We start from the raw sequence: 22268 nt of genomic DNA, 5'->3' as shown, positions 1-22268 counted from the left end.
ACCCTTGATGTCGCGCCGGGCACCCTTGACCGTCCATGCGGACAATACTCGGCCGGGGTCGGTAAAACGATATAAAGCTCCGTCCGTGGCTATTTTCGTTTTCTGCTCGACCTCGATCGTTCCATGGTGGAAGATCTAGGCGAAGGGAGTGGTCGACGTGTCCCCATAAACTCATCGGCCGCACGTAAGGCCAGTTCAGGGCGATATTGTGACGCTACGTATTGCCTTCGTAGGAAAAGAAGAAAGTTGTTGATCCTCCATCTTTTCTGTAGACAAGTTTCCAGTCAATCACCGAGGTGGCTTCGTGACCGACACGCCTGAACCAGGCGAGATCGACCTCGACACCATAACGCTCAGTCAGAGCGTCATCGCCGTCAATGACCGGCCGCGCGCCATGACCCATCCGATCACGCGCGACCTCAGCCGGCGGGAGGCCGACATCCTGCTCCGCTCCTACCGGGAGCCGGGCTGCTTCCCCGAGGCGGTGCGCCGCCTGGCCATGCGGCACCTGCTGGTCCTCGTGGGCGAGGAGGAGACCGGCAAACGATTAGGGGCCATCGCCCTGCTCTCGCGCATGTCGCTGGCGGAAAGCACGATTTCGGTGCTGTCCCCGGCCGCCACCGCCCCGCAACTGCTCTCCGCGACCGACTACGGGCCCGGGCAGGCGTACGTGCTGCACGACTGGATCGCGGCCGGCGCCGAGCGGATCGAGCTGGTCAACCTCGCCCGCAAGCTGGCCGAGCTGGGCTCCTACCTCGTCATCACCAGGAACGGCGTGCCCTCCCAGGCGGTCGAGGTGGAGCAGCCGTGGTGCGCCCCCGACCCCGGCGAGCTGTTCGACCTCTGCCTGAGCACCTACGGGCGGCGCGCGGGCACCGGCGCCGAGCAGCTGGCCGCCGCCAGGAACCAGGCGCTCACCCTGCCGACGCCCGCCGCGGTGGTCCGCCTGGCCACGCGGCTGGTCCGCGACGGCGAGCCGGCGCGCTGACCGCGGCCAGGCGGACCACCTCGCCGGGGACGGCTGAGCCCCGCGTCAGAGGCCGGTCACGCCCGTGATGCGGTGGAGGGCGAAGCGGTGCACGGCGGCCCTGGTCTCGTCGTAGGCGGTCAGGTAGCCGCCCTCCATCCGGGCCGGCTCCAGGATGCGCGAGGTCGCGTTGCCCTGGGAGTCGAGATAGCCGATCCACACGCGCACGCCCTGCTTGATCGCCTCCTGCAGGGCCGAGATCGTCGCGGTGGCGGGCCCGCGCGGCACCTGGCCGTTGGGCGCGTCGACGGGCTCGCGCCGCGCCAGGTGCGCCGCGTCGCCGGCCCGCAGCGCGCGTACGGCCGCCGCCGCCACCTCGGGGTCGAGGCCGTTCGCCGACGCGATGGTGCGCACCGGCGCCGCGCCCTCGGTGCGGCGGCTCTCGAGCTGGGAGACGATCACGTCGCCCTCGATCGACTCCGCGACCGGGGCGTACCCCATGGCGCGCAGCGAGTCGACGAGCGCCGCCCGCGAGGAGCGGGAGGCGATGACGGTGGGGGCGAGCCGGCGCAGCCGCAGCGCGGCGGAGCGGCGGTCGGCGGTGATCTGGTCGAGCAGCGCCGGGTCGTCACACCGGATGTACGCGCTCGCGGTGCCCACGCGGATGCGGCCGTGCCGCCTGGCCACGTCGGTCACCAGGTAGGACAGCGCCTGCGGCACCGGCGTGGCCGAGTGGCGGCCGAGCACCGACAGCAGCTCTTCCGCGCCGTGCCCCGCGTCGAGCGCCCGGCGTACGGAGCCCTCGCTGAACCGGTAGACCGTGGCCCCGCCCTTCGACTCGACGTCGGCGGCGAGCGTCATCCAGCGGTTGAGCTCGCTGGTCAGCGGGCCCGGCGCGACGGCGGTGAGGTCGGCCTGGAGCAGCACGTGGTCGACGGGCTCCGGCAGCAGCGGCGCGAGCACCCCGGCCGCGTCGTCGCCCTCGATCAGCGCCCGCCCGTGCCCGGCCAGCACGCCCAGCCCGGTCATGCCCACCTGCTCGGCCTCCCGCAGCGCGAACTCGGTGAGCTGCTCGCGCAGCGGCCCCCGGCGGCGCGGCTGCTCCCACGCCAGCCGTTCGAGCACGGAGTCACGCTCGGGCGCGAGGCCGGGGGCGGAGGCCAGCACCCGCAGCGTGGCCTGCCTGACCGCCGCAGCGGACGAGCGGCGCAGGTCGGTGTGGAGGGCGTTGAGCGGCCTGTCGCGGTCGTCGCCGCGTACGCCCGCTCCCTCCCGGCGAGCTCCTGCGCTGCTGTGTTTGATGGTCGCGCCCGCTTCGCCACTCGTTGGCGTCGCTGCGCCCGCTCTCTCCCGGCGGGCTCCTGCGCTGCTGTGTTTGATGGTCGCGCCCGCTTCGCCACTCGTTGGCGTCGCTGCGCCCGCTCTCTCCCGGCGGGCTCCTGCGCTCCGGTCGCCGACCAGCCCGGGCACCCGGTCCATGCGCAGCCAGGTGGCCGCCAGCGTCATCCACCGGTCGGCGGCCGACCTGACCCGCCACAGGTCGTAGCCGGAGGTCGGCAACCACTCGCCGTCGACGCCGCCGCCGGCCGCGATCAATCCGGCCGCGTGCGCCACCTCGACGACCAGCGCCGTCACCCATTCGGGCAGGTCGAGCTCGCCCGCCGTGCGTTTCAGGTCGCGTACGCCCAGCCCGCCCGTGCGCAGCACGCCCGGCGGATCCGCGCCCCATCGCTCGCACAGCTCCTCCACGGACCTGACGAACGAGAACGCCTGCCCGGCCGCCGTGCGGTCGGCCAGTTCGGGGTCGCGCGCGGTCCCTTCGAGCGGCGGCGGCGTGGCCCGCAGGCCGCGGTGGACACGCCCGCCGCGCAGGTGGAGCCCCACCTCGCGGGGCAACGTCACGCTCTCCTCGCCGGTGGCCGCCAGCAGGCCGCGCGCGAGCAGTTCCTCGATGGGCGAGCGGGCCGAGGCCACGCGCACCTCGCGTCTGGCGTTGGGCACCCGCCCGGTCGGCGGGCCCCAGACGAGCTGGTCCAGCGCGCCCCTGGCCTCGGCCGAGACGGCGGCGACGAGCGCGGCGGGCTCGGCCAGCGCCGCCGCCAGCCGCTCCTTGGCCGGCCCCTCGGTGCCCGGCGCGACGTCGTCGGCCATCTCCTCCAGGTGCTCGGGCGCGTGGTGCCGGAACGCGTCGACGGCACTCGGGCCGAGCCCCGCCGGGTCTTCGAGCACCTTGCGCACGCCGGGGCCCAGATCGAGGGCGTCGTCGGGGCCGTAGACCAGGGCGAGGTCGGACAGCCTGCCGAGCGCCTCCGACAGCGCCGGCTCCGGGTCGGCCTGCCCCGTCTCCTGGTCGCCGGCCAGGGCCGCGCCGATGAGGTCGCGCAGCTGTTTCCTGGAGGTCGGCCCGGTCTGGACGGCGAGCGTCTCGACGACCGCCAGCGTGAACCGGTCGAGCCGGTCGAGCACCCTGCCGATCGCCGAAGGGCTGGCCGCGCGCGACGCCAGGCCCTCCAGATGCGCGGGCACCGGACTGATCAGCTCGGGACGCGCGGACACGAGCGCCCGCAGCTGTCCGTCGGTGCGTCCCCTGATCCACTCCGTGAACTCCATCGTTGCCATGGTATGTCCACCCCGATTGGGGCAGCATTGCTTGACGTGATTGAGCGAGCCGACCAGCAGGTGCTGAACTACGTCTCCAAGGCGGCCGACGCCGCGCACGGCGTGCTCAGAGCCGACCAGCGGCTCGACTTCGCCAAGCGGCTGCGGGCCAGGATCGAGATCGAGCTGCACGGCAGCAGGAAACCGCGCGACGTGTCGAAGGTGCTGGCCAGGTTCGGCGATCCGGTCGCGCTGGTGGAGCGGGAGGCCGGCCGGCTGGCCGCGGCCGGGATCGCGACGATGCGCTCCAGACCGCCGGCGGCGCCCACCAGCGTGCCCGTCACGACCCCCACCACCGCGCCCTCCGCCGGACCGGTCACCGCGCCCTCAGCCGCGCCCGTCGCGAACCCCGCGTCGGGCCCCGCCCCGGCTTCCGGTGCCCCGCCGAAGGAGGAGGCCGGCGCCACCCTGCGCTTCGCCGCCGTCGCCGACGGCCGTGACCTGCCGCCGGGCGTACGCGAACACCGCGGGGTCGCCCGGGAGCGCCCGACCCGGCGGCCCGGCATGGACCTGCCGTTCGCGGGGCTGCGCAAGGCCGCCATGTTCAGCGCCAACCCGCTGGCCACCGACGGCAGGGACGCCAGGACCATCGTCAAGGAGCACCCGCGCGACGCCGCCTCGATGGTGATCCTGGTGATGGCGGCGCTGCTGGTGCCGTTCGACCTGCCGCCCGTGGCGATCTTCCAGGTGCCGGTCATGGTGTGGGCGTTCGGCGCCGCGCTCGTGCTGTTCAGCGACACCTGGACGATCCGCGACAAGGTCCTCGGCATCGGCGCGCCGCTGCTCGGCTACTCGGTGGGCGGAGTGCTGATCGGCGGCCTGCGGGTCGGCACGGAGGCCGGGCTGTCGGCGTTCGTCACGCAGTTCTTCGACGTCAGCGGGACCATGTTCATGATCGGTACGGCACTGGGCGTGGTGTGGCTGGCCTACCGGCTGCTCGACGTCACCTGACGGGCGCCGGGCTGGGGAGCAGGCCGACGGCCAGGCGTACCCAAGCGGTGACGAACTGGTCCTTCTCCGCGTGCCCGGGGAGCTCGCCCACGGTCTCCTGGAACAACCGGTAGTGCACGACCGAGCCGCCGAGCACGGCCGCGATGCCCGCCCAGTCGAGATCCACGTCGTGGTACTCGGGCTGCGCCATGAACCAGGTGACGATCGCGTCGAACATGGGTTGCAGCAGCCCTTGCCTGACCACGGCGACCAGCTCGGGGAACTGGCTCAGGTCGCGGAAGAACACCCGGGTCAGCTCCGACTCCTCGCGTACCTTGGCCAGCCCGGCGCGGCACATGTGGGCCAGGCGCTCCTCCAGGTCCGCCGACGCCTCCATGGCGCTCAGCTCGGCCAGGCTCTCCGCCACCTGGCTCCTGGTGCGCGTCGCGTGCTGGTTGATCGCGGCGGCGAGCACTTCGTACTTGGACTTGAAATGCCGGTAGAGCCCTCCGGCTCCGGGGGACAGCCCTGAGGCGGCCTCGATCTCGGCCACGGAAGTGGCGGCGTAGCCCCGCTCGGCGAACAGTCGCAGAGCCTCGTCGACGATCCGCTCACGGGTCGATCTGGTCATGTCTATCCTGATACCTCCGTAAGGAGCGTAGCCGTTGCCCGGAGCGGCTCACCGTCGCCCTCACGGAGCGGCGCGCCGGATCAGGCCGGCCAGCGCGGAGCCGATGATCAGCCACACGATCGCGGCGAGGCCGTAGTTGACGAGCGCCGTCCAGCGCGGATCGGCGAGCTGGAACAGGCCGGCCAGGCCCAGGGACAGCCATGAGGCGAGCGATTCGACGAACTGGTACCAGATGTTGGCCGGGTTGGCCTTGAACACGGTGAACACCGCGTAGAGCAGCACGGAGAGCGCGGCCACCCTGGAGGCCACCTTCACCAGATAGGCCGCCGCCGACACCGCACGCCGCCACGGCGTCGCGATCCGGCCGCCGGGCATCGCGGGCCGGTGCGGGCGGGGCGGGGCGGAGGAGGCGACGAGCCGGTCTCCGGCCTGCGGCGGTCGGGGGGTGTTGGTCACGGCCGCTCCTCTCCGATAAGTAATTCCTTTCTTCCCATTACTAGTGTTCCAGAACAAGGGCCCGTTACGAGGAGTAGGGCACTGTTTGGCATCCTGCTCATGTGGTGACTTCGGTGGGGTTCGACCTTGACATGACATTGGCGGACACGCGAGCGGGGATCGCGGCCGTTTACGACGAGCTGGCCGTCCGGCTGGGCGTGCCCTTCGACAGCGGGGCGATCGTCAAGAGGCTGGGCCCTCCGCTGGAGAGTGAACTGGCCAACTGGCTCCCGCCCGAGGCGGTGCCCGCGGCAGCCGATCTTTATCGTCAGATATATCCGGAGCTGGGGGTTCCGGTGCACACGGCGATGGCGGGTGCGTACGACGCCATCGAGGCCGTACGCGCGGCCGGCGGGCGGGTCATCGTGGTCACCGGCAAGAACCTCAGGGACGCGATCGGCACGGTCAAGAGGCTGGGCTTCCCCGTGGACGAGGTGGTCGGCTCGCTGTTCGGCGCCGGGAAAGGATCAGCCCTCGCGCGGTTCGGCGCGGCGGCCTATGTTGGTGACCATGTCGGGGACATCGAGGCGGCACGTGCGGGCGGCGCGCTGAGCGTGACGGTTGCGACGGGCCCGTACACGGCTGGAGAGCTGCGAGATCACGGAGCGGACGTGGCGTTGACCGACCTGACCGACTTCGCCGCCTGGTTCGCCGGCTGGCGCACCCAAGCGGAACTTGGGTAATTCACCGCCATTTACCCGGTCGCCCTGGCGCTCTTCGGGGCATAACCTACATCCATCCATCCTTCGTTTTCGACTGTTTGAACGAGGTCCTCCTGTGCCGAGTGGCAAGGTCAAGTGGTACGACGCCGACAAGGGATTCGGCTTCCTCACCCGCGACGACGGCGGTGAGGTCTTCGTGCATTCATCCGCGCTGCCCACCGGCGCAGGCCCGCTCAAGCCAGGCCAGAAGGTCGAGTTCGGCGTGGCCGAGGGCCGCAGGGGCCAGCAGGCGCTCTCGGTCCGGATCCTCGAGCAGCCGCCGACGCTGGCCAAGGTCAAGCCCAAAGGCAAGCGGAAGAAGCCGGACGAGATGGTGGTCATCGTCGAGGACCTGATCAAGTTGCTCGACGGCGTGTCGACCTCCTACCAGCGGGGCAAGCACCCCGACGCGGCGCACGCCAAGAAGATCGCGCAGGTGCTGCGGGCGGTCGCCGACGACCTCGACGCGTAACGCGTTCAGCCGTTGGGGTTGGTCAGCGGCTTGGTCGGGTCGAGGCTGTCCTGGCGCTGCTGAGGCTGGTCGGCGGCGGCCTCGGCGCGCCGACGGTGCAGCTTGGCGTCGGCGGCCCGCGCGTGCCTGATCCGGGAGACCAACAGCCACGCCAGCGCGGCGGTCAGCGCGACCGCCAGCGTGACCAGCCCGGCCGTGCTGCTCTCCGACAGCGAGAGCACCAGCCCGGCCAGGCCGCCGAACACCCAGGCGAGCTGGAGCACGGCCTCGACCACGCCGAACGTCGACGAGCGCACCTCCTCGCCGATCTCCCGCTGCACGATCGCGTCGAGCGCCAGCTTGCCCAGCTCCTGCGCGAACGCCGTGATCAGCGAGATCGCCAGCGCGGCCCACAGACCGAAGAAGATCGCGGTCAGGACGGTGGTCACGCTGGTCACGGCCAGCGTGACCAGCACGATGAGCTGCGGCGCGTGGTTGCGGGTCCAGTTGGCGACGGCGGCGCCCGCCAGGCCGCCCAGCCCGGCCGCGGCCGCGAGCAGCGCGATCGTCTTGGGGATGTCGAAGAACGGGTCGGCCGCCGCCTGCGGCTGCGTCGCCGCCAGCCACGGCACCGCGCGGTCCTGCACCAGGAACAGCAGGAAGAACAGCAGGAACCCGGAGAAGACCCGGACGGCCACGTTGGCCCAGACGGCCTCGGCGACCGTGGGCCCCACCTTGAGCAGCGTGCGCCAGCGCGGCGCGCCGCCCTCCTCCTCCAGGTCGGGCGAGTCGATGTGCCGCGGCAGGCGTACGGCGGCGACCCCGAGCAGCAGGAAGGCCACCATCGCGATGCGCAGCACCGCCGCGCTGCCCAGCCACGCGGTCAGCCCGGCCCCGACCGGCACCGCCACGCCTGCGGCGACCAGCGTGAACAGCGCCACCCTCGCGTTCGCCGACACCAGCGTGATGTCGGCGGGCAACACGCTCGGCATGATCGCCGCCCTGGACACGTTGTGCGCCTTCGACAACACCAGCACGCCCAGCGCACCGATGAACAACGTCGGCAGGTCGCCGGGCCCCACCGCGGCGGCCATCGCGAAGCACAGCAGGCCCCGCCCGAACAGCGTGCCCGCTATCACGTAGCGCCGCCCCGACCTGAACCTGTCGAGGATCGGCCCCACGAACGGCGCCAGCAACGCAAACGGCAACATCGTGATGACGAGGTAGAGGGCGACGGAGCCGCGCGCCTCGCCGACGGGCACCCCGAAGAACACCGTGCTCGCCAGCGCCACCGTGACCAGCGCGTCGCTCGCGCTGTTGCCCGCCGACAGCTCGATCAGGCGGCCGAGCCCGGTGCGGTCGGCGCCGTCGGCGTGGGTGAGGCGGCGCGTGGCCCGGCCGACCTTCTGCGCGCCCTTCGCGGTGACCTTGCCCGCCCGCGCCGTGCCGCTGGCCGTGGCCCTGCTCGCGCGCAGAGTGGCACGACCCGCGTCGGCGACGCCGTGCGCCATCCGCCGCGAGACCTCGCGCGCCCGCTCCCAGCCTCCCTGCACGCCTACCAGTCTTACCCGATTCGCCGGCGATCTCGGAGCGGGATCCCCCGTTGTGGGACTCTTAGGTCCCGCCATGGGTGAGAATGAAGTGTGAGCGAACAGCACCTTTCGGCGGAGGCGGTCCGATGAGCCGCACCAGGGCCCGCGTCTCCGCTCCAGACCAGGCCTGCGTCGCCGCGGTCGATCTGGCGCGCGCCGCGGCCGAGGAGCTGGCGCGCCCGGGCGAGCCCGGCGAGCACCTCGGCTACGAAGGCGAGGGCGACCGGATCGTCACCCACTATTTCGCCTGTCTCGACCGCGCCTATCGCGGCTGGCGCTGGGCCGTCACCGTCACGCGTGCCTCGCGCGCGAAAAAGGTCACGGTCAGCGAGGCAGTCCTCCTGCCCGGCTCGGGGGCGCTGCTGGCGCCCGAGTGGCTGCCGTGGAGCGAGCGGCTGCGGCCGGGCGACCTCGGTGTGGGCGATCTGCTGCCGACCGCGGAAGACGACGACAGGCTGGCGCCGGGTTTCACCGAGACCGACGATGACACCGATCGCCAGATGGTTTTCGAATACGGCCTGGGCCGAGCCCGTGTGCTCTCGGCCATCGGCAGAGACCGGGCTGCCAGACGCTGGCACGCGGGCGAGCACGGGCCGCACACTCCGATCGCACACGCCGCTCCCGCGCAGTGCTCCACCTGCGGCTTCTACTGGTTGCTCGCGGGTGAGCTCCGGCTGTCGTTCGGCGTCTGCGCCAACGAGTACGCACCGGACGACGGGAAGGTGGTGGCCGCCGACCACGGTTGCGGCGCCCACTCGGAGGCCGCCGTGCTGCCGGCGCCCGTGGAGCAGGCCATCCCCATCCTCGACGATCTGGGCTACGACCTGATGGAGGAGGAGACGGGCTCGGTCGACGCGTCCGCCTCCGAGGAGCTCGGCCACTCCTGAGCCGCCTGCGCGGTTGAGGCCGCTCCCGAGTCGCCTGCGCGGCTCGGCCGTTCTTGGGGGCGCATGCGCGGCGCCGTGAGGGTAGGTGGGGCGCGGATGCGCCTCACCTGTCGGTGAAGGCCGCTAACCTACGGTGGCCCCCTATCCTCACACCAGGATCGTGATAGATGAGCGACACCTACGGCACCGACCGGATGCGAGCGGCCGTGCTCTCCGCCTGGACGGCCTCGCCTGCCCGGTTCCGCGAAGACGCCAACGCGGAGGAGGACTTCGCGCTCGGCGGCTACCGCGACCGGCTGATCGTCGAGCTGGCGCAGAACGCCGCCGACGCGGCGTTGCAGGCGGGCGTGCCAGGGGTGCTGCGGCTGACCCTCCAGGGCGGCGTGCTGACGGCCGCCAACACCGGCGCGCCGCTCGACGCCAGGGGCGTCGAGGGCCTGTCGACGCTGCGCGTCTCCGGCAAGCGCGACGACGCCGGCGCGGCGGGGCGCTTCGGCGTCGGGTTCGCGGCGGTGGTCTCGGTCTGCGACGAGCCGGCCATCGGCTCGCGCGGGCGCGGCTCCGTGCGCTGGTCGCGCGCCGACACCTCCGCCGCGGTGGGGGAGATCCCCGAGCTCGCTTCCGAGCTGGCCGACCGCTCGGGGCACGTCCCGCTGCTGCGGCTGCCGTTCGACGCGCCGCCGCTCGACGTGCCCGACGGTTTCGACACGCTCGTCCGCCTTCCGCTGCGCGACCAGGCCGCCGTCGACGCGGTCCGGCGGATGCTCACCGAGACCAGCCCCGCGCTGCTGCTCGGCATGCCCGCGCTGGAGTCCATCGAGATCGACGTCGACGGGTCGGTCCGGACGGTCGTCGCCGACGGCTGGCACGTCGTGTCGGAGTCGGGCGAGTTCACGCCCGACGAGGTGAGCAGGCTCTTCGCCGACCGGCCCACCGAAGAGCGCGCCCGCCCCTACTGGTCGCTGCGCTGGGCGGTCCCGGTGACCGGCACCGGCGAGCCGGGCTCGCCGCCCGACACGGTGCCGGCCGTCGTGCACGCGCCCACGCCCAGCGACGAGCCGCTCGACCTGCCCGCCCTGCTGATCGCGTCGTTCCCGATGGCCACCGACCGCCGCCACGTCGCCAAGGGCTTGCTCACCGACTTCCTGGTCGAGCGGGTGGCCGACGCCTACGTCCGGCTGCTCCAGGAGCTGCCGCGCACGTCCAGGCTGCTCGACCTGGTCCCGTCCCTCATGGGCAAGGGCGAGCTCGACGCCCGCATCCGCAGGGCCGTGCTCGCCCGGCTGCCCGAGACACCGCTGCTGCCCGCGCTGTCGGCGCCCGCGCCGGCCGTCCAGACACCCTCGTTCGCCGAGGCCGAGGTCTACGAGCCCGACGCCGAGTGGCGGGTCGAGCACCCGGCGGCCCAGCCGGGCGACGACGGCTGGGTGGTCGCGGGCCGGGAGGCCGCCGTCGTGGCGGGCGCCTCCGCCGAGCTGCTCGAGACGGTCGCCGGCTTCGTCCCCGGGTTGCTGCCCGCCGGATGGCCGGCCAGGCATCCGGCCATGACGTCGCTGGGCGTGCGCAGGGTCGAGCTGGCCGACGTCGTCGACCTGCTGTCGGGTGAGGCCGTGGAGGCGCGCGAGCCGGCGTGGTGGCGCTCGCTCTACGACGTGCTGCCCGTCGACGACCCCGAGGCGCTGGGGGCGCTGCCGGTGCCGCTCACCGACGGCCGGCTCGTGCGGGGGCCGCGCGGCACGCTCATCCTGACCGACGGCGGCGCCGACCTCGACCTGACGCCGCTCGGGCTGCGCATCGTGCACCCGGATGCCGCCCATCCCGCTCTGCTGCGGCTCGGCGCCGCCGAGGCCACCCCCCGCACGATCCTCGACGACCCGCTGACCAAGGCCGCCGTCGCGCAGTCGCTCGACAGCCCCGACCCCGAGCCGGTGGCGCGGGCCGTGCTGTCCCTGGTGGAGGCGTCCGGGCTGGCGCCCGGCGAGGCGCCGTGGCTGGCCGAGCTGGCCCTGCGCGGCACCGATGGCGAGCTCTATCCGGCGGGCGAGCTCATGCTGGCCGACGGGGCGCTGGCCGGGCTGATCGAGCCCGACACCCACCTCGGTGTGGCCGCCTCGGAGCTGGCGGAGATTTACGGCTCGCGCGTGCTCGCGGCCGCCGGGGTGCTCGACGGGTTCGCGCTCGTGCACGAGTCCGACGTGCTGCTCGACCACGACGAGTGCGACCACGACCTCGACGGCGAGGACGACTGGCTCGACCACGTGCTCGACCTGCTGCCCGAGCTCGACGTGCCGCCGCTGGTGCCCGAGTTCGTGGCGGTGCGCGACCTGGAGCTGGTGGCCGACTGGCCGGCCGCGCTCGAGCTGCTGACCAGGCCGCCGCTGCGCGCCGCCCTCCACCCGCTGCGCGTCGAGGGCGTGGAGGTGCCCTCCTACACGGCGTGGTGGCTGGCCCGCCACCCCGTGCTCGGCGGGCGCAGGCCGCTGGAGCTGCGGCTCCCCGGTGCCGACCCCCTGCTGCAGGGCCTCTACGCCGACGCCCCCGCGGGCCTCGACGAGGGCGCGCTGTCCATGCTCGGCGTACGCACCACGCTGCCCGCGCTGCTCGACTCCCACGGCGGGCCCGAGGAGCTGCTCGACCTCATGGCCGACGAGTCGATCGAGGTCGACCGGGCGCAGCTGCGCGCCCTGTGGGTCGCCCTGGCCGCCGTCGACCCCTCCAGGGTCGCGCCGCCCTCCCGCGTGCGCGCGGTGCAGCAGGGCTCCATCGTGGTGGCCCCGGCCGACGACGTCGTGGTGGTCGAAGCCCCCGACCTGCTGCAGCTCGTCACCGACCGGCCGCTGGTGCTGGCCCCCTACGACCTGGCCGAGGCGCTGTCGGAGCTGCTCGACCTGCCGCTGGCGGGAGAGCTCACCTCCGGCGAGGTCACGTCCCAGGGGGAGGTCTCGCAGGTGCCCCGCGAGGTGCGCTCCCTGCTGCCCACGGCGCCGGAGACGTACGTCCAGCACGAGAAACTGCTCGTCGACGGGGTCGAGTGCTCGTGGCGGTTCTTCGAGGGGGCGGTGCACTGCACGGGGTTCGACGGGCTGGCCAGAGGGCTGGCGTGGGCCACGGGGCAGTGGAACGACCGGCTCGCGGTAGCCGCCCTGCTGCGTGATCCTCAGGCGGTTCCTCTCCTGCTCGCGGAGGCCGACCTCTCCTGACCCGCCCCGCCGCCCCTCTTGCCACGGGTCCAGCCGCGCGCGGCCGCCATGTCCTCCCTCGACCGGGGTGCTCTTCCGGCGGCACGCCGTCCGGTGGCGCGGGTCCGGTGGCGCGGGCGCGGTGGCGCGGGCGCGGTGGCGCGGGCGCGGTGGCGCGGGTCCGGTGGCGCGGGTCCGGTGGCGCCGACCGGTGGCGCGGGTTCGGGGCCGGTGTGCGCGGGAAGGTCGTTCGGCCTGGCAGCCTGCCACCCCCGCGCGTCCGGTGGCGCGTGGGGGTGCGGCGGGCACGGGGACGGTCAGGCCGCGCAGGTGGTGCCGTCGCCGGGCACCTTGCCCTCCAGCAGGTACGCGTCCACCGTCTTCATGACGCACCCGTTGCCGCTCAGGTAGGCGCCGTGGCCCTCGCCCTCGTAGGTGACCAGGACACCGGTCTTGAGCTGCTCGGTCAGGGCGGGGGCCCACCGGTACGGAGTGGCCGGGTCGCCCTTGCCGCCGACCACCACGATGGGCGCGGACCCCGTCGCGTCGATGCGCTTGGCCTCGTCGTTCCCGGGCACCGGCCAGTGCGCGCAGGCCTCGCTCGAGCCCTCGACGGACAGGATGGGGAAGATCTTCTCGACCTTGTCGTTGATCCTGGCGGTGTCGGCGGCCGTGGGCCGGTCCGCGGTGTCGGCGCAGTTGATGGCCTGCAGGCTCGTCATGACCGTCGAGTACGTCCCGTCGGCCCTGCGGCCGGTGTAGGAGTCGGCCAGGGTGAGCAGGGCCGTGCCGTTCCCCTTGAGCGCCGCGGCGGCGGCCTGTTCCAGCATCGGCCAGGTCGCCTTGGCGTACAGCGGGGTGATGACGGCGAGCTGGGCCAGGCTGTAGGTGAGCTCGCGGTCACCGACCTTGAGCGGCTCGGTCTTGAGCTTGTCGAGCAGGGTTTCGACGGTCTTCTCGACGGCCGCGGGGTCGGCGCCGAGCTCGCAGCTCTGCGCCACGCAGTCCTCGGCGAACGCGTCGAAGGCCTGGTCGAAGCCGGTCGCCTGGATGACGGCCCGCTCCTCGAAGGTCACCGTCGGGTCGAAGGCGCCGTCGAGGACGAAACGGCCGACGTTCTTGGGGAAGTGGGTGGCGTAGACGGCGCCGAGATGGGTGCCGTACGAGAAGCCGAGGTAGTTGAGCTGCTTGTCGCCGACCGCGGCTCTGATGAGGTCGAGGTCCTTGGCGGCGTTCACGGTGCCGACGTGCGGCAGGATCTTGCCGGAGTCCTTCTGGCAGGCCTGCGCGAACTCCTTGGCCAGCCGGTCCGCGTCGGCCTCCGCGCCGGCGGCCAGGAGCTTGTCGACCTGGCCCCCGCACTTGACGCCGGCGCTGCGCTCGACGCCGCGCGGGTCGAAGCTGACCAGGTCGTAGCGCTGGTTCAGGCCGGCGAAGGCCCGGCCGGCCAGCGCCAGCGTGTCCACTCCCGACGCGCCGGGGCCGCCGAAGTTGAAGACGAGCGAGCCGAGCCGGTCGCCGGTGGCCTTCATCCGGATCAGGGCGAGGTCGATCTTCTCGCCGCCGGGGTCGGCGTGGTCGAGGGGGACCTCGATCGTGCCGCACTCGGTGCCGGCGGGCGGGGGGATCGGCCTGCCGTCTGCGCCCACCAGATCCGTGCACTGGGTCCAGGCCACGGTGCCCGTGTCTCTGCCTGTGGGCTTGTCCTTGGCGGCCGGGGCGGGCTCGCCGGTGGTGCCGCAGGCCGTGAGAACCGCCGCGCCCAGGAGGAATGTCGCTATGGGCTTCTTCATGCCTATAAGCATGGTTTACCGGAGGTGCGCCGACGTAGTGGGCGGAAACACCACTTAGGGGTGACTTCGGGGAACGGCGGGGGATGACGAATGTCAGCCCGTACGGACCGATCCGGTCACTCCCGGCCCGGTCTGCGGACGAACCAGATGCCGAACAGGCCGAAGGCGACCCCGGTCACGCAGGTCCAGATCCACCACGTGTTCTCCGGGGCGGGATTGAAGATCAGCAGGACGACCAGGGCGACGGCCCACACGGCCGTGCCGACGGCCACGGCCGCGGTGTCGTTGGTCTCGATCGGCTCGGGGTCGGGGTGCCACTCCTGCTTCACGTGTCCACCCTAGCTTGCAATCGGGTCTCGAAATCATTACTGGCTCTTTCCGCAGCTCACCGCGCCTGCCACTGTTCGCGTCGTGAGCGACACACGTAGCAAAATAGATCGTTTCTTCGCAATCTCCGCACGAGGTTCCACCGTCTCCCGTGAGGTACGGGGTGGCCTGGCCACGTTCTTCACCATGGCCTACATCGTGGTGCTGAACCCGATCATCATCGCCACGGGCACGGACGTGGACAAGCAGGTCATCGGTGACGGCACGACGCCGAACGTGGCGCTGGTCGCGGCCGGGACCGCCTTCGTGGCGGGGGTGCTGACGATCCTCATGGGCGTCGTCGGCAGGGTGCCCTTCGCGATGGCGGCCGGGCTCGGCCTGAACGCCTTCGTCACGTTCAACCTGGCCGGCGTGATGACGTGGGAGGAGGCCATGGGCCTGGTCTTCCTGGAAGGCGTCATCATCGCCATATTGGTGCTGACCGGGCTCAGGGTGGCGGTGTTCCATGCCATTCCCGCCCAGCTCAAGACCGCCATCAGCGTCGGCATCGGCCTGTTCATCGCGCTGATCGGTTTCGTGGACGCGGGGTTCGTACGGCGGGTGCCGGCCGGGCCGCCGCTGGAGATGGGCATCGGGGGCAACCTCACCTCGTGGCCGATCTTCGTGTTCGTGGTCGGGCTGCTGGCCACGGCGGCGATGGTGGCGCGGAAGGTCAAGGGCGCCATCCTCATCGGCATCGTGGGCACGACCGTGCTGGCGATCATCGTGGAGTTGCTCACCAAGTCGGGCGCGTTCTCGGCCGAGAACCCCGGCGGCTGGCAGCTGAACGTGCCCACGCTGCCCGAGCAGATCCTCGGCTTCCACAACCCGCTGGTGCTGTTCACGGAGTTCGACCCCTTCGGGGCGTTCAGCCGGATCTCGGTGCTGCTGGCCGTGCTGTTCGTCTTCACTCTGCTCATCACCGACTTCTTCGACACCATGGGCACCATGGTGGGCGTCGGCCGCCAGGCGAACCTGATCGAGGAGGACGGGACGCTCCCTCGTACCAAGCAGATCCTGCTCGTCGACTCGATCGGCGCGGCGGCCGGCGGCGCGGGCTCCGTCTCCTCCAACACCACCTACATCGAGTCGGCCGCCGGCGTCGGCGAGGGCGCGCGCACGGGCCTGGCGAGCGTGGTCACCGGCCTGCTGTTCCTGGTGGCGATCTTCTTCGCGCCGCTCGTCACGGTCGTGCCGTACGAGGCCGCGGCCCCCGCGCTGGTCGTCGTCGGCTTCCTGATGATGACCGCGATCCGCGACATCGACTGGAACGACTACGAGATCGCGATCCCGGCGTTCCTCACCGTCGTGGTCATGCCCTTCACCTACTCGGTCTCCAACGGCATCGGCGCCGGCTTCGTCAGCTATGTGCTGATCAAGACGGTGCGGGGCAAGGCGAGGGAGATCCATCCGCTGCTGTGGGCGGTCACGATCCTCTTCGTGCTCTACTTCGCGATCGGTCCGATCCGCGCGCTCTTCGGGATCTGAGCAGGTGGGAGCCGTCTCGCGCGCGCGGGGCGGCTTCCTGGTATCCAGGAGGGCAAAAAACCGGTTAGGGAAATATCCTGTCTTCGCCTATAGTTAGCAAAGGTAATGACTCATGCTAACCAAACCCCAGCACAAGACGGACCTGCGCAGCGACGCAGGCCTGGCTTCGGCCTTGCGCGTTTCTATGGCAAGGCTGACCAGGCGCCTACGACGACAGGCAGCGGCACACTCGCTGACGCCCACCCAGTTCGCGACGCTCGCCGCCGTGGAACGGCATTCCGGGATAACCCCCGGCGAATTGGCCGAGCTCGAGAAGGTGCAGCCGCCCTCGATGACGCGCGTGATCGCCAAGCTCGAGGAACGCGGCCTGGTCGCACGCACCCCGCACCCGACCGACCGGCGCCAGGTGACCGTGACCGTGACCGAGGCCGCCGAGAAGCTGCTGAAGGAGGAGCGACGCCGCAAGGAGGCGTGGCTGACGCAGCGGCTGAAAGAGCTGTCCCCCGAGGAGAGGGCGATTCTCCGGCAGGCGGCACCCATCCTGGAGAAGCTCAGCCGGATATAGACGAACCTGAGGAACCCAGGACCGGGATGTTCCGGTCGCTCAGGGTTCGTAACTACCGCATGTTCGCGGCCGGGGGCGCGGTCTCCAACGTCGGCACCTGGCTGCAGCGCACCGCCCAGGACTGGCTGGTGCTCGACCTGACCAACGGCAGCGCGGCGGCGCTCGGCACGGCGACCGCGCTGCAGTTCCTGCCCATGCTGCTGTTCGGCATGTTCGGCGGCGTGCTGGCCGACCGCTACCCCAAGCGGCCCATCCTCATCGGCGCCCAGGTGCTGATGGCCTCGCTCGCGCTGACCATAGGCGTGCTGACGATGACCGGTGCGGCCCACGTGTGGCACGTGTACGCGATGGCGTTCCTGCTCGGCATGATCTCCTGCGTCGAGGTGCCGACGCGGCAGGCGTTCGTGGTCGAGATGGTCGGCCGTAACGACCTGCCCAACGCGATCGCCCTGAACAGCTCCATCTTCAACCTGGCCCGCGTGGTCGGCCCGGCGCTCGCCGGCCTGCTGATCTACGTGCTGGGCGGGACGGGCCCGATCTTCCTGATCAACGCGCTGACGTTCGGCGCCGTGATCTCCAGCCTCGTCTTCATGCGCAGGTCGGAGTTGAACATCTCCGAGCGCGTGCCCAGGGCCAGGGGGCAACTCCGCGAAGGGCTGCGCTACGTGATGCGGCGCGAAGAACTGCTCATGCCGGTGCTGCTCATCGGGTTCGTGTCGATGTTCTCGCAGTCGTTCTCGATGTCGATCGCGCTCATGGCCCGCGAGGTGTTCAAGGCCGGGGCGTCCTCGTTCGGCCTGGCCTCCAGCATGTTCGCGGTGGGCGCGCTCGGAGGGGCGCTGCTGGCGGCGCGCAGGGCGCGGCTGTCGCGCAAGGTGCTCTTCGCCGGGGCGATCGGCTTCGGCCTGTTCCAGATCGCGACGGCGCTGGCCCCGTTCTACCCCGTCTACCTGCTGCTGCTGGTCCCCACCGGCATCGCGTTGATCACCATCAACACGGCCGCGAACGCCAGCGTCCAGCTCGCCACCTCCCCCGACATGCGGGGGCGGGTCATGGGCATCTACATGCTGGTATTCACGGGCGGGGCGCCGCTCGGCGCGCCGCTGATCGGATGGCTGTCCGAGCTGGGCGGGCCGCGTACGGGCGTGATGTTGTCGGGCGTGCTCGTCCTGGCAGGCACGGGGCTGGCGGTCCTCGTGACGCGGCTGATCAGCTCGCGGGTGCACAAGCCGGCGCTCGCCACGGCCTGAGCGACCGGTCCCCGCGACGGGGCACAATCGGATGGCATGAGGCTCTTCGCGGCCCTGGTGCCGCCCGACGAGGCGCTGGACGAGGTGTCCCGCGCGATCGCGCCGCACGTCGGGCAGGTGCCGGGCCTGCGCTGGCCCGACCGGGCCACCTGGCACATCACGCTGGCCTTCTTCGGCGAGGTGCCCGAGCGGGCGCTGCCCGAGCTGGAGTTGCGCCTGGCCCGTGCCGTGCGCCGCTACAGCGTGCTCGACCTGGCCTTCGACGGTTTCGGCGCGTTCTCGTCCGCCCGCCGGGCCAGGGTCTTGTGGGTGGGCGTCACGGGCGACTCCATGACCCGGCTCGCCGACTCCGTCAAGGCCGGCGCCCGCCGGGCAGGGGCCGCGCATGCGGACGGCAAACGGTTCCACCCGCACCTGACGCTGGCCAGGGCCAAGACGGAGACGGACCTCCGCCCGCTGATCGAGTCGCTGTCGGGATTCAGCGGCTCGCCGTGGCGGGCGGAGCACGTCCGTCTCGTCCGCAGTCACAACGGGCCGCAGGTGAGGTACGAGTCACTCGCCGAATGGGCGCTCGCACCCTCTGAGCAGGGCTAGGCTCCAGGGCGTGGACCGTCCTCGCTCCTGGTTGCTGCCCATCGTGCTCGGCCTGCTGCTGCTGATCGTCGTGATCGGCGCCCTGCTGACCTGAGCGCTACCAGGCGTAGTCCTCCGGCGCGGTGCGGTGGCCGGGGAAGATCTCGTCCAGCCGGGCCAGCGCTGCCTCGTCGAGCTCGATCTCCAGGGTGCGCATGCTGCCTTCGAGCTGCTCCAGCGTGCGCGGGCCGATGATCGGCGCGGTGACCGCCCGCTGCTTGAGCAGCCAGGCGAGGGCCACGTACGCCGGGTCCTCGTTCAGCTCGTCGCAGAACGTCTCGTACCGCTCGATCTTGTCGCGGTGCTTCTCGAGCTGCTTGACCACGTTGTCCGAGGCCGACCGGCCCTTGTCGATCTTGCGGAGCACGCCGCCGAGCAGGCCGCCGGCCAGCGGGCTCCACGGGATCACGCCGAGGCCGTAGTCTTCGCAGGCGGGCAGCACCTCCAGCTCGACCGTGCGGGTGAGCAGGTTGTAGTGCGACTGCTCGCTGATCAGCCCGGTGAAGTTGCGCCTGGCAGCGCTCTCCTGGGCCTTGGCGATGTGCCAGCCGGCGAAGTTCGAGGAGCCCACGTACACGATCTTGCCCTGCTGCCGCAGGATCTCCATGGCCTCCCAGAACTCGTCGAACGGGGTGTCCCTGTCGATGTGGTGGGCCTGGTAGATGTCGATGTAGTCGGTCTGCAGCCGCTTCAGCGAGGCGTCGCAGGCCTTGCGGATGTTGAGCGCCGACAACTTCTGGTCGTTGGGCCAGTCGCTCATCCTGCCGTTCAGCTTGGTCGCGATGACCGTCTTCTCCCGGCGCCCGCCGCCCTGGGCGAACCATCGGCCGATGATCTGCTCCGTGATGCCCTCGCCGAGCTTCCAGCCGTACACGTTGGCGGTGTCGAAGAAATTGATGCCCAGCTCATGGGCCCGGTCCATGATCGCGAAGGAGTCCTCCTCCGTGGTCAGCGGGCCGAAGTTCATCGTGCCGAGGCAGAGCGGGCTCACCTGGAGGCCGCTGCGTCCGAGATTGACGTAATCCATGCTCTCAACCCTAAGTACCTGGAGTGCGCTCCAGGCCATAGGATCCAGGCGTGATCTACAGAGATATGGGGCACTTCCTGCCGCGCCGTCTCTCCTCATGATCGCCCTGCTCAGGGCGGCCGTCCCGCTCTTCCTGGCCATGGTCACGGGCATGATCGGCTCGCTGGTGGTCACCTCGGTGCTCGGCAGGCACGACACCGTCGCCCTCGCCGCCTTCGCGGTCATGACCGCCGTGCTCAACCCGGCGTCCGCCGCCGTCCAGGGTGCGCTGCGCGGCCTGGGGCCGTTCGTCGCCCAGCACAGGGACGAGCCCGCGGCGGCCGTGCCGATCGTGCGGGACGCGCGCTGGCTCAGCATGGCCGCCGGCGCGGCGGGGGCGCTCGCGGTGCTCTGCGTGCCGCTGCTCGCGCGCGCCACGGGGGTGCCCGGCGAAGTGGTGCGCGAGCTGGGCCCGCTGCCGTACTTCGTCGCGGTCTACCTTCTGATCTTCGCCTCCACCGGCGGCGCGAGCACCATCCTGGTGGCGCTCGGGCGCAACCGCAGCGTGCTCTGGCCGAGCCTGACCTTCGGGCTGCTGCTGAGCTTCCTCACCGTGGCGCTGGTGCCGTCGTTCGGGCTGGCCGGGGTGGGCGTCGCGTGGGTGGCCGGGGGCGGCGTGGCGGCGGTCGTGGCGAGCCTTCTGCTGCGCCGCGCGCTCGGCGGTCCCATCGGGCAGGCACGACCCAGGTCCGGTGAGATCGTCAAGCTGGCCAGGGTCAGCGTCCCGCTGGCGGGCACCGTACTGATCAAGTTCGGGGTGCTCGGGGTCGTCACCCTCGCGGCGGGCGGCACCGGCGCGCGTGAAACCGCCGCCCACGCCGTGCTGACCACGCTCACCGCGCTCATGATGATGGCCTCGCTCTCCATCGGCCTGGCCTCGGTGCCGGAGATCGCCCGTGCCGCCGACCCGGCGGGGGCGCGGCGGGCCAACAGGACGGCGGTACTGCTCGCCCTCGCGGCCTCGCTCGCCGGCGCGGGCCTGCTGCTCGGATTCGGCTCGTCGCTGGTCACGCTGTTCAGCGACGACCCCGGGGTACGCGAACGCGTGCTCGCGCTGCTCCCGCTGATGGTGCTGGCGTCGATGGCCGACGCGGCCCAGGCCGTGCACGGGACCGGGCTTACCGCGCTCAAGCGTTCGGGGGCCAGCCTGGGCTACTTCGCCATCGGGTACGGGCTGCTGGTCCTCGCCGCCGTACCCGTGGCCAGGACCTGGGGCATCACCGGGCTGTGGGCGGCCATGGCGGTGGCCAACGTGCTGCTGGTGGTGCTCCAGGGCACCGGCTTCCACCGCCACAGCGCCAGGGTGTCCGGTTGAGGCTCAGAACCGGCTTACTGGTGGCAACTTCCAGTCTTGGTGACGTCAATTTGATCGACCCAGTAGGCCTTGGAGCTCGCCGTCAACATCCGGCCTAGCTGGCTGACCCCTTCGTAAACGGTGATGGTGCTCCCCTACTTCCACGTGCCTTTGGAGACATCGCCCCCGGGGTTCGTCCACTTTTCCGTTGCCCTCAAGGCCTTGTAGGTGCAGTAGGTGTACCCGGTCGAGGTGGTGGCGCCGGCGGCGGGTGCGGCGGCCAGCGCAGCGCCTCCTGCCACCACGGTGGCGGTCAGCATTACGGCCATACGGCTCGTTTCAGTGATCATGCCGTCAGGTTAGGTCGCGGGCCGGGACGATGTTCTTAGCGGTGGATGGCGAGGTCGTTGGCGCTGCCTGCACTCGGGGGTGGGGCCTGTCGCGCGGACGGGGTGGCCGGTGGGTGGGGCATGATGGCGGCGTGGGGGATGTCGTGATCAGGGTGCTCGCGGTCGTCACGGCGATCTGCTGTCTGTCCGCCGTTCCCGCCTACGCGGCGGACGACGGCACGGAGAAGCTCTTCACCTTTCGCGATCCCGCGATCACGGAGTCCAGCGGCCTGGCCGTGTCGCCGACGCACGACGGCGTCTTCTACACGCACAACGACAGCTCCGCCAGCCCCGCCTTCTACGCCGTCGACGGCAAAGGCCGTACGAAGGCCGCCTTCCAGGTGCAGGGCGCCCAGGCGCGGGACTGGGAGGCGATGGCGGCGACCAAGGAGCCGGAGACGGGCCGGGGGGTGCTCTGGTTCGCCGACATCGGCGACAACCTGGACGGTGCCTGGCCCGACATTTCCGTCTATCGCGTGATGGAGCCGCAGACGCTGCGCAGCACCACCCTGCCCGCCACCCGCTACCGCTTCCGCTACGCCGACGGAGCCCGCAACGCCGAAGGGCTCATGATCAACCCCAGGACCGGCCGGCTCTACGTGGTGTCCAAGGAGTTCGCCGGCTCGGTCTACGCGGCGCCGAAGAAGCTGCGCACCGGCCGGACGAACATCCTGCGCAAGGTCGCCAGCGCCCCCCTCATGGCCACGGACGCCGCCTACGCCCCCGACGGCTCGTCGTACGTCATCCGCACCTACTTCTCGGCGACCCTCTACCAGCCCTCGGGCGAGACGATCGCCAAGGTGCCGATGCCGGAGCTCGAACAGGCCGAGTCGATCACCTACACCGCCGACGGAACGGCGCTGCTGGCCGGCTCGGAGGGGCCGCGCAGCCCGGTCTACCGTGTCCCGCTCCCCGACCGGGCAACCCCCACCC

20 protein-coding genes are annotated in these 22268 nt (G+C 71.5%); 12 read left to right on the top strand and 8 right to left on the bottom strand.

Annotated elements, in window-relative coordinates; genetic code table 11:
* Nucleotides 1-304: 304 nt before the first annotated feature.
* On the top strand, nt 305-988 hold the full coding sequence (locus E1292_RS21230) for a hypothetical protein (RefSeq protein WP_132596971.1): 684 nt from the start codon (nt 305-307) through the stop codon (nt 986-988).
* 45 nt (nt 989-1033) lie between these two features.
* On the opposite strand, the gene E1292_RS53915 is transcribed toward E1292_RS21230, so the two are convergent.
* Nucleotides 1034-3577 carry a helicase-associated domain-containing protein gene (locus tag E1292_RS53915; protein WP_246090239.1) on the bottom strand — a complete coding sequence of 848 codons (2544 nt, stop codon included), beginning with the start codon at nt 3575-3577 and terminating at the stop codon, nt 1034-1036.
* A gap of 45 nt (nt 3578-3622) precedes the next feature.
* Here E1292_RS53915 and E1292_RS21215 point away from each other — a divergent pair, with 45 nt between their 5' ends.
* The gene (locus E1292_RS21215) at nt 3623-4576 is read left to right on the top strand and encodes a hypothetical protein (RefSeq protein WP_132596970.1); all 954 of its coding nucleotides are present in this window, start codon (nt 3623-3625) and stop codon (nt 4574-4576) included.
* Here the strand turns inward: E1292_RS21215 and E1292_RS21210 are convergent.
* Together E1292_RS21210 and E1292_RS21205 are read right to left on the bottom strand one after the other, a co-directional pair.
* Nucleotides 4569-5186, bottom strand: a complete 618-nt coding sequence (locus E1292_RS21210; protein ID WP_132596969.1) for a TetR/AcrR family transcriptional regulator — start codon at nt 5184-5186, stop codon at nt 4569-4571. The genes E1292_RS21215 and E1292_RS21210 overlap by 8 nt on opposite strands.
* 60 nt (nt 5187-5246) lie before the next feature.
* The gene (locus E1292_RS21205) at nt 5247-5642 is read right to left on the bottom strand and encodes a hypothetical protein (RefSeq protein WP_132596968.1); all 396 of its coding nucleotides are present in this window, start codon (nt 5640-5642) and stop codon (nt 5247-5249) included.
* Between the two features lie 101 nt (nt 5643-5743).
* On the opposite strand from E1292_RS21205, the gene E1292_RS21200 reads away from it, so the two are divergent.
* Together E1292_RS21200 and E1292_RS21195 are read left to right on the top strand one after the other, a co-directional pair.
* Nucleotides 5744-6364: an HAD family hydrolase gene (locus E1292_RS21200; RefSeq protein WP_220446977.1), complete on the top strand. Its 621-nt coding sequence runs from the start codon at nt 5744-5746 to the stop codon at nt 6362-6364.
* A 94-nt stretch (nt 6365-6458) separates the two neighbouring features.
* Nucleotides 6459-6854, top strand: a complete 396-nt coding sequence (locus E1292_RS21195; protein WP_132331104.1) for a cold-shock protein — start codon at nt 6459-6461, stop codon at nt 6852-6854.
* Nucleotides 6855-6859: 5 nt separating this feature from the next.
* Here the strand turns inward: E1292_RS21195 and E1292_RS21190 are convergent, their stop codons facing one another.
* Nucleotides 6860-8386: an MFS transporter gene (locus E1292_RS21190; RefSeq protein ID WP_132596967.1), complete on the bottom strand. Its 1527-nt coding sequence runs from the start codon at nt 8384-8386 to the stop codon at nt 6860-6862.
* Between the two features lie 125 nt (nt 8387-8511).
* Between E1292_RS21190 and E1292_RS21185 the strand changes: the two genes are divergently transcribed.
* Together E1292_RS21185 and E1292_RS21180 are read left to right on the top strand one after the other, a co-directional pair.
* A complete protein-coding gene (locus E1292_RS21185) occupies nt 8512-9312 on the top strand; it encodes a DUF3027 domain-containing protein (protein ID WP_132517809.1) in 801 nt (266 codons plus the stop codon).
* 167 nt (nt 9313-9479) lie between these two features.
* Nucleotides 9480-12512 (top strand): sacsin N-terminal ATP-binding-like domain-containing protein, encoded by a 3033-nt coding sequence (locus E1292_RS21180; protein WP_132596966.1) that lies wholly within the window; start codon nt 9480-9482, stop codon nt 12510-12512.
* A 296-nt stretch (nt 12513-12808) separates the two neighbouring features.
* Here E1292_RS21180 and E1292_RS21175 read toward each other — a convergent pair whose 3' ends face one another.
* Together E1292_RS21175 and E1292_RS21170 are read right to left on the bottom strand one after the other, a co-directional pair.
* A complete protein-coding gene (locus E1292_RS21175; RefSeq protein ID WP_132596965.1) occupies nt 12809-14284 on the bottom strand; it encodes an alpha/beta hydrolase in 1476 nt (491 codons plus the stop codon).
* 116 nt (nt 14285-14400) lie between these two features.
* Nucleotides 14401-14613, bottom strand: coding sequence for a DUF2530 domain-containing protein (locus E1292_RS21170; protein ID WP_132596964.1), 213 nt, complete (start codon nt 14611-14613; stop codon nt 14401-14403).
* A gap of 82 nt (nt 14614-14695) precedes the next feature.
* Here E1292_RS21170 and E1292_RS21165 point away from each other — a divergent pair, with 82 nt between their 5' ends.
* The 4 genes from E1292_RS21165 to thpR all read left to right on the top strand — a co-directional run bounded on the left by E1292_RS21165 (nt 14696) and on the right by thpR (nt 18547).
* A complete protein-coding gene (locus E1292_RS21165) occupies nt 14696-16138 on the top strand; it encodes an NCS2 family permease (RefSeq protein ID WP_132596963.1) in 1443 nt (480 codons plus the stop codon).
* Nucleotides 16139-16250: 112 nt separating this feature from the next.
* Nucleotides 16251-16703, top strand: a complete 453-nt coding sequence (locus tag E1292_RS21160) for a MarR family winged helix-turn-helix transcriptional regulator (protein WP_132596962.1) — start codon at nt 16251-16253, stop codon at nt 16701-16703.
* Between the two features lie 26 nt (nt 16704-16729).
* Nucleotides 16730-17953, top strand: a complete 1224-nt coding sequence (locus E1292_RS21155; RefSeq protein WP_132596961.1) for an MFS transporter — start codon at nt 16730-16732, stop codon at nt 17951-17953.
* Between the two features lie 36 nt (nt 17954-17989).
* Entirely contained in the window at nt 17990-18547 is a 558-nt protein-coding gene (gene thpR / locus E1292_RS21150; RefSeq protein WP_132596960.1) for an RNA 2',3'-cyclic phosphodiesterase, read from the top strand.
* Nucleotides 18548-18644: 97 nt separating this feature from the next.
* On the opposite strand, the gene E1292_RS21145 is transcribed toward thpR, so the two are convergent.
* A complete protein-coding gene (locus E1292_RS21145; RefSeq protein WP_132596959.1) occupies nt 18645-19613 on the bottom strand; it encodes an aldo/keto reductase in 969 nt (322 codons plus the stop codon).
* 97 nt (nt 19614-19710) lie between these two features.
* Between E1292_RS21145 and E1292_RS21140 the strand changes: the two genes are divergently transcribed.
* Nucleotides 19711-20967, top strand: coding sequence for an MATE family efflux transporter (locus E1292_RS21140; RefSeq protein WP_132596958.1), 1257 nt, complete (start codon nt 19711-19713; stop codon nt 20965-20967).
* Between the two features lie 134 nt (nt 20968-21101).
* Here the strand turns inward: E1292_RS21140 and E1292_RS21135 are convergent, their stop codons facing one another.
* Nucleotides 21102-21296, bottom strand: coding sequence for a hypothetical protein (locus tag E1292_RS21135; protein WP_132596957.1), 195 nt, complete (start codon nt 21294-21296; stop codon nt 21102-21104).
* A gap of 131 nt (nt 21297-21427) precedes the next feature.
* Between E1292_RS21135 and E1292_RS21130 the strand changes: the two genes are divergently transcribed.
* A partial coding sequence (locus E1292_RS21130; RefSeq protein WP_132596956.1) for a hypothetical protein occupies nt 21428-22268 on the top strand: 841 nt, incomplete at its 3' end.

Origin of the sequence: Nonomuraea deserti (genome assembly GCF_004348685.1) — a bacterium.
GTDB classification, from domain to species: Bacteria; Actinomycetota; Actinomycetes; order Streptosporangiales; family Streptosporangiaceae; genus Nonomuraea; species Nonomuraea deserti.
The sequence above is the reverse complement of the archived record's forward strand: the minus strand, read 5'-3'. Positions and strand labels throughout refer to the sequence as shown.

Excerpts from the sequence above, each read along its gene's own strand:
- E1292_RS53915 (WP_246090239.1), bottom strand. The coding sequence starts at position 3,577 with ATGGAGTTCACGGAGTGGATCAGGGGACGCACCGACGGACAGCTGCGG.
- E1292_RS21210 (WP_132596969.1), bottom strand. The coding sequence starts at position 5,186 with ATGACCAGATCGACCCGTGAGCGGATCGTCGACGAGGCTCTGCGACTG.
- E1292_RS21185 (WP_132517809.1), top strand. The coding sequence starts at position 8,512 with ATGAGCCGCACCAGGGCCCGCGTCTCCGCTCCAGACCAGGCCTGCGTC.
- E1292_RS21180 (WP_132596966.1), top strand. The coding sequence starts at position 9,480 with ATGAGCGACACCTACGGCACCGACCGGATGCGAGCGGCCGTGCTCTCC.
- E1292_RS21175 (WP_132596965.1), bottom strand. The coding sequence starts at position 14,284 with ATGAAGAAGCCCATAGCGACATTCCTCCTGGGCGCGGCGGTTCTCACG.
- E1292_RS21160 (WP_132596962.1), top strand. The coding sequence starts at position 16,251 with ATGCTAACCAAACCCCAGCACAAGACGGACCTGCGCAGCGACGCAGGC.
- E1292_RS21155 (WP_132596961.1), top strand. The coding sequence starts at position 16,730 with ATGTTCCGGTCGCTCAGGGTTCGTAACTACCGCATGTTCGCGGCCGGG.
- thpR (WP_132596960.1), top strand. The coding sequence starts at position 17,990 with ATGAGGCTCTTCGCGGCCCTGGTGCCGCCCGACGAGGCGCTGGACGAG.
- E1292_RS21145 (WP_132596959.1), bottom strand. The coding sequence starts at position 19,613 with ATGGATTACGTCAATCTCGGACGCAGCGGCCTCCAGGTGAGCCCGCTC.
- E1292_RS21140 (WP_132596958.1), top strand. The coding sequence starts at position 19,711 with ATGATCGCCCTGCTCAGGGCGGCCGTCCCGCTCTTCCTGGCCATGGTC.
- E1292_RS21135 (WP_132596957.1), bottom strand. The coding sequence starts at position 21,296 with ATGATCACTGAAACGAGCCGTATGGCCGTAATGCTGACCGCCACCGTG.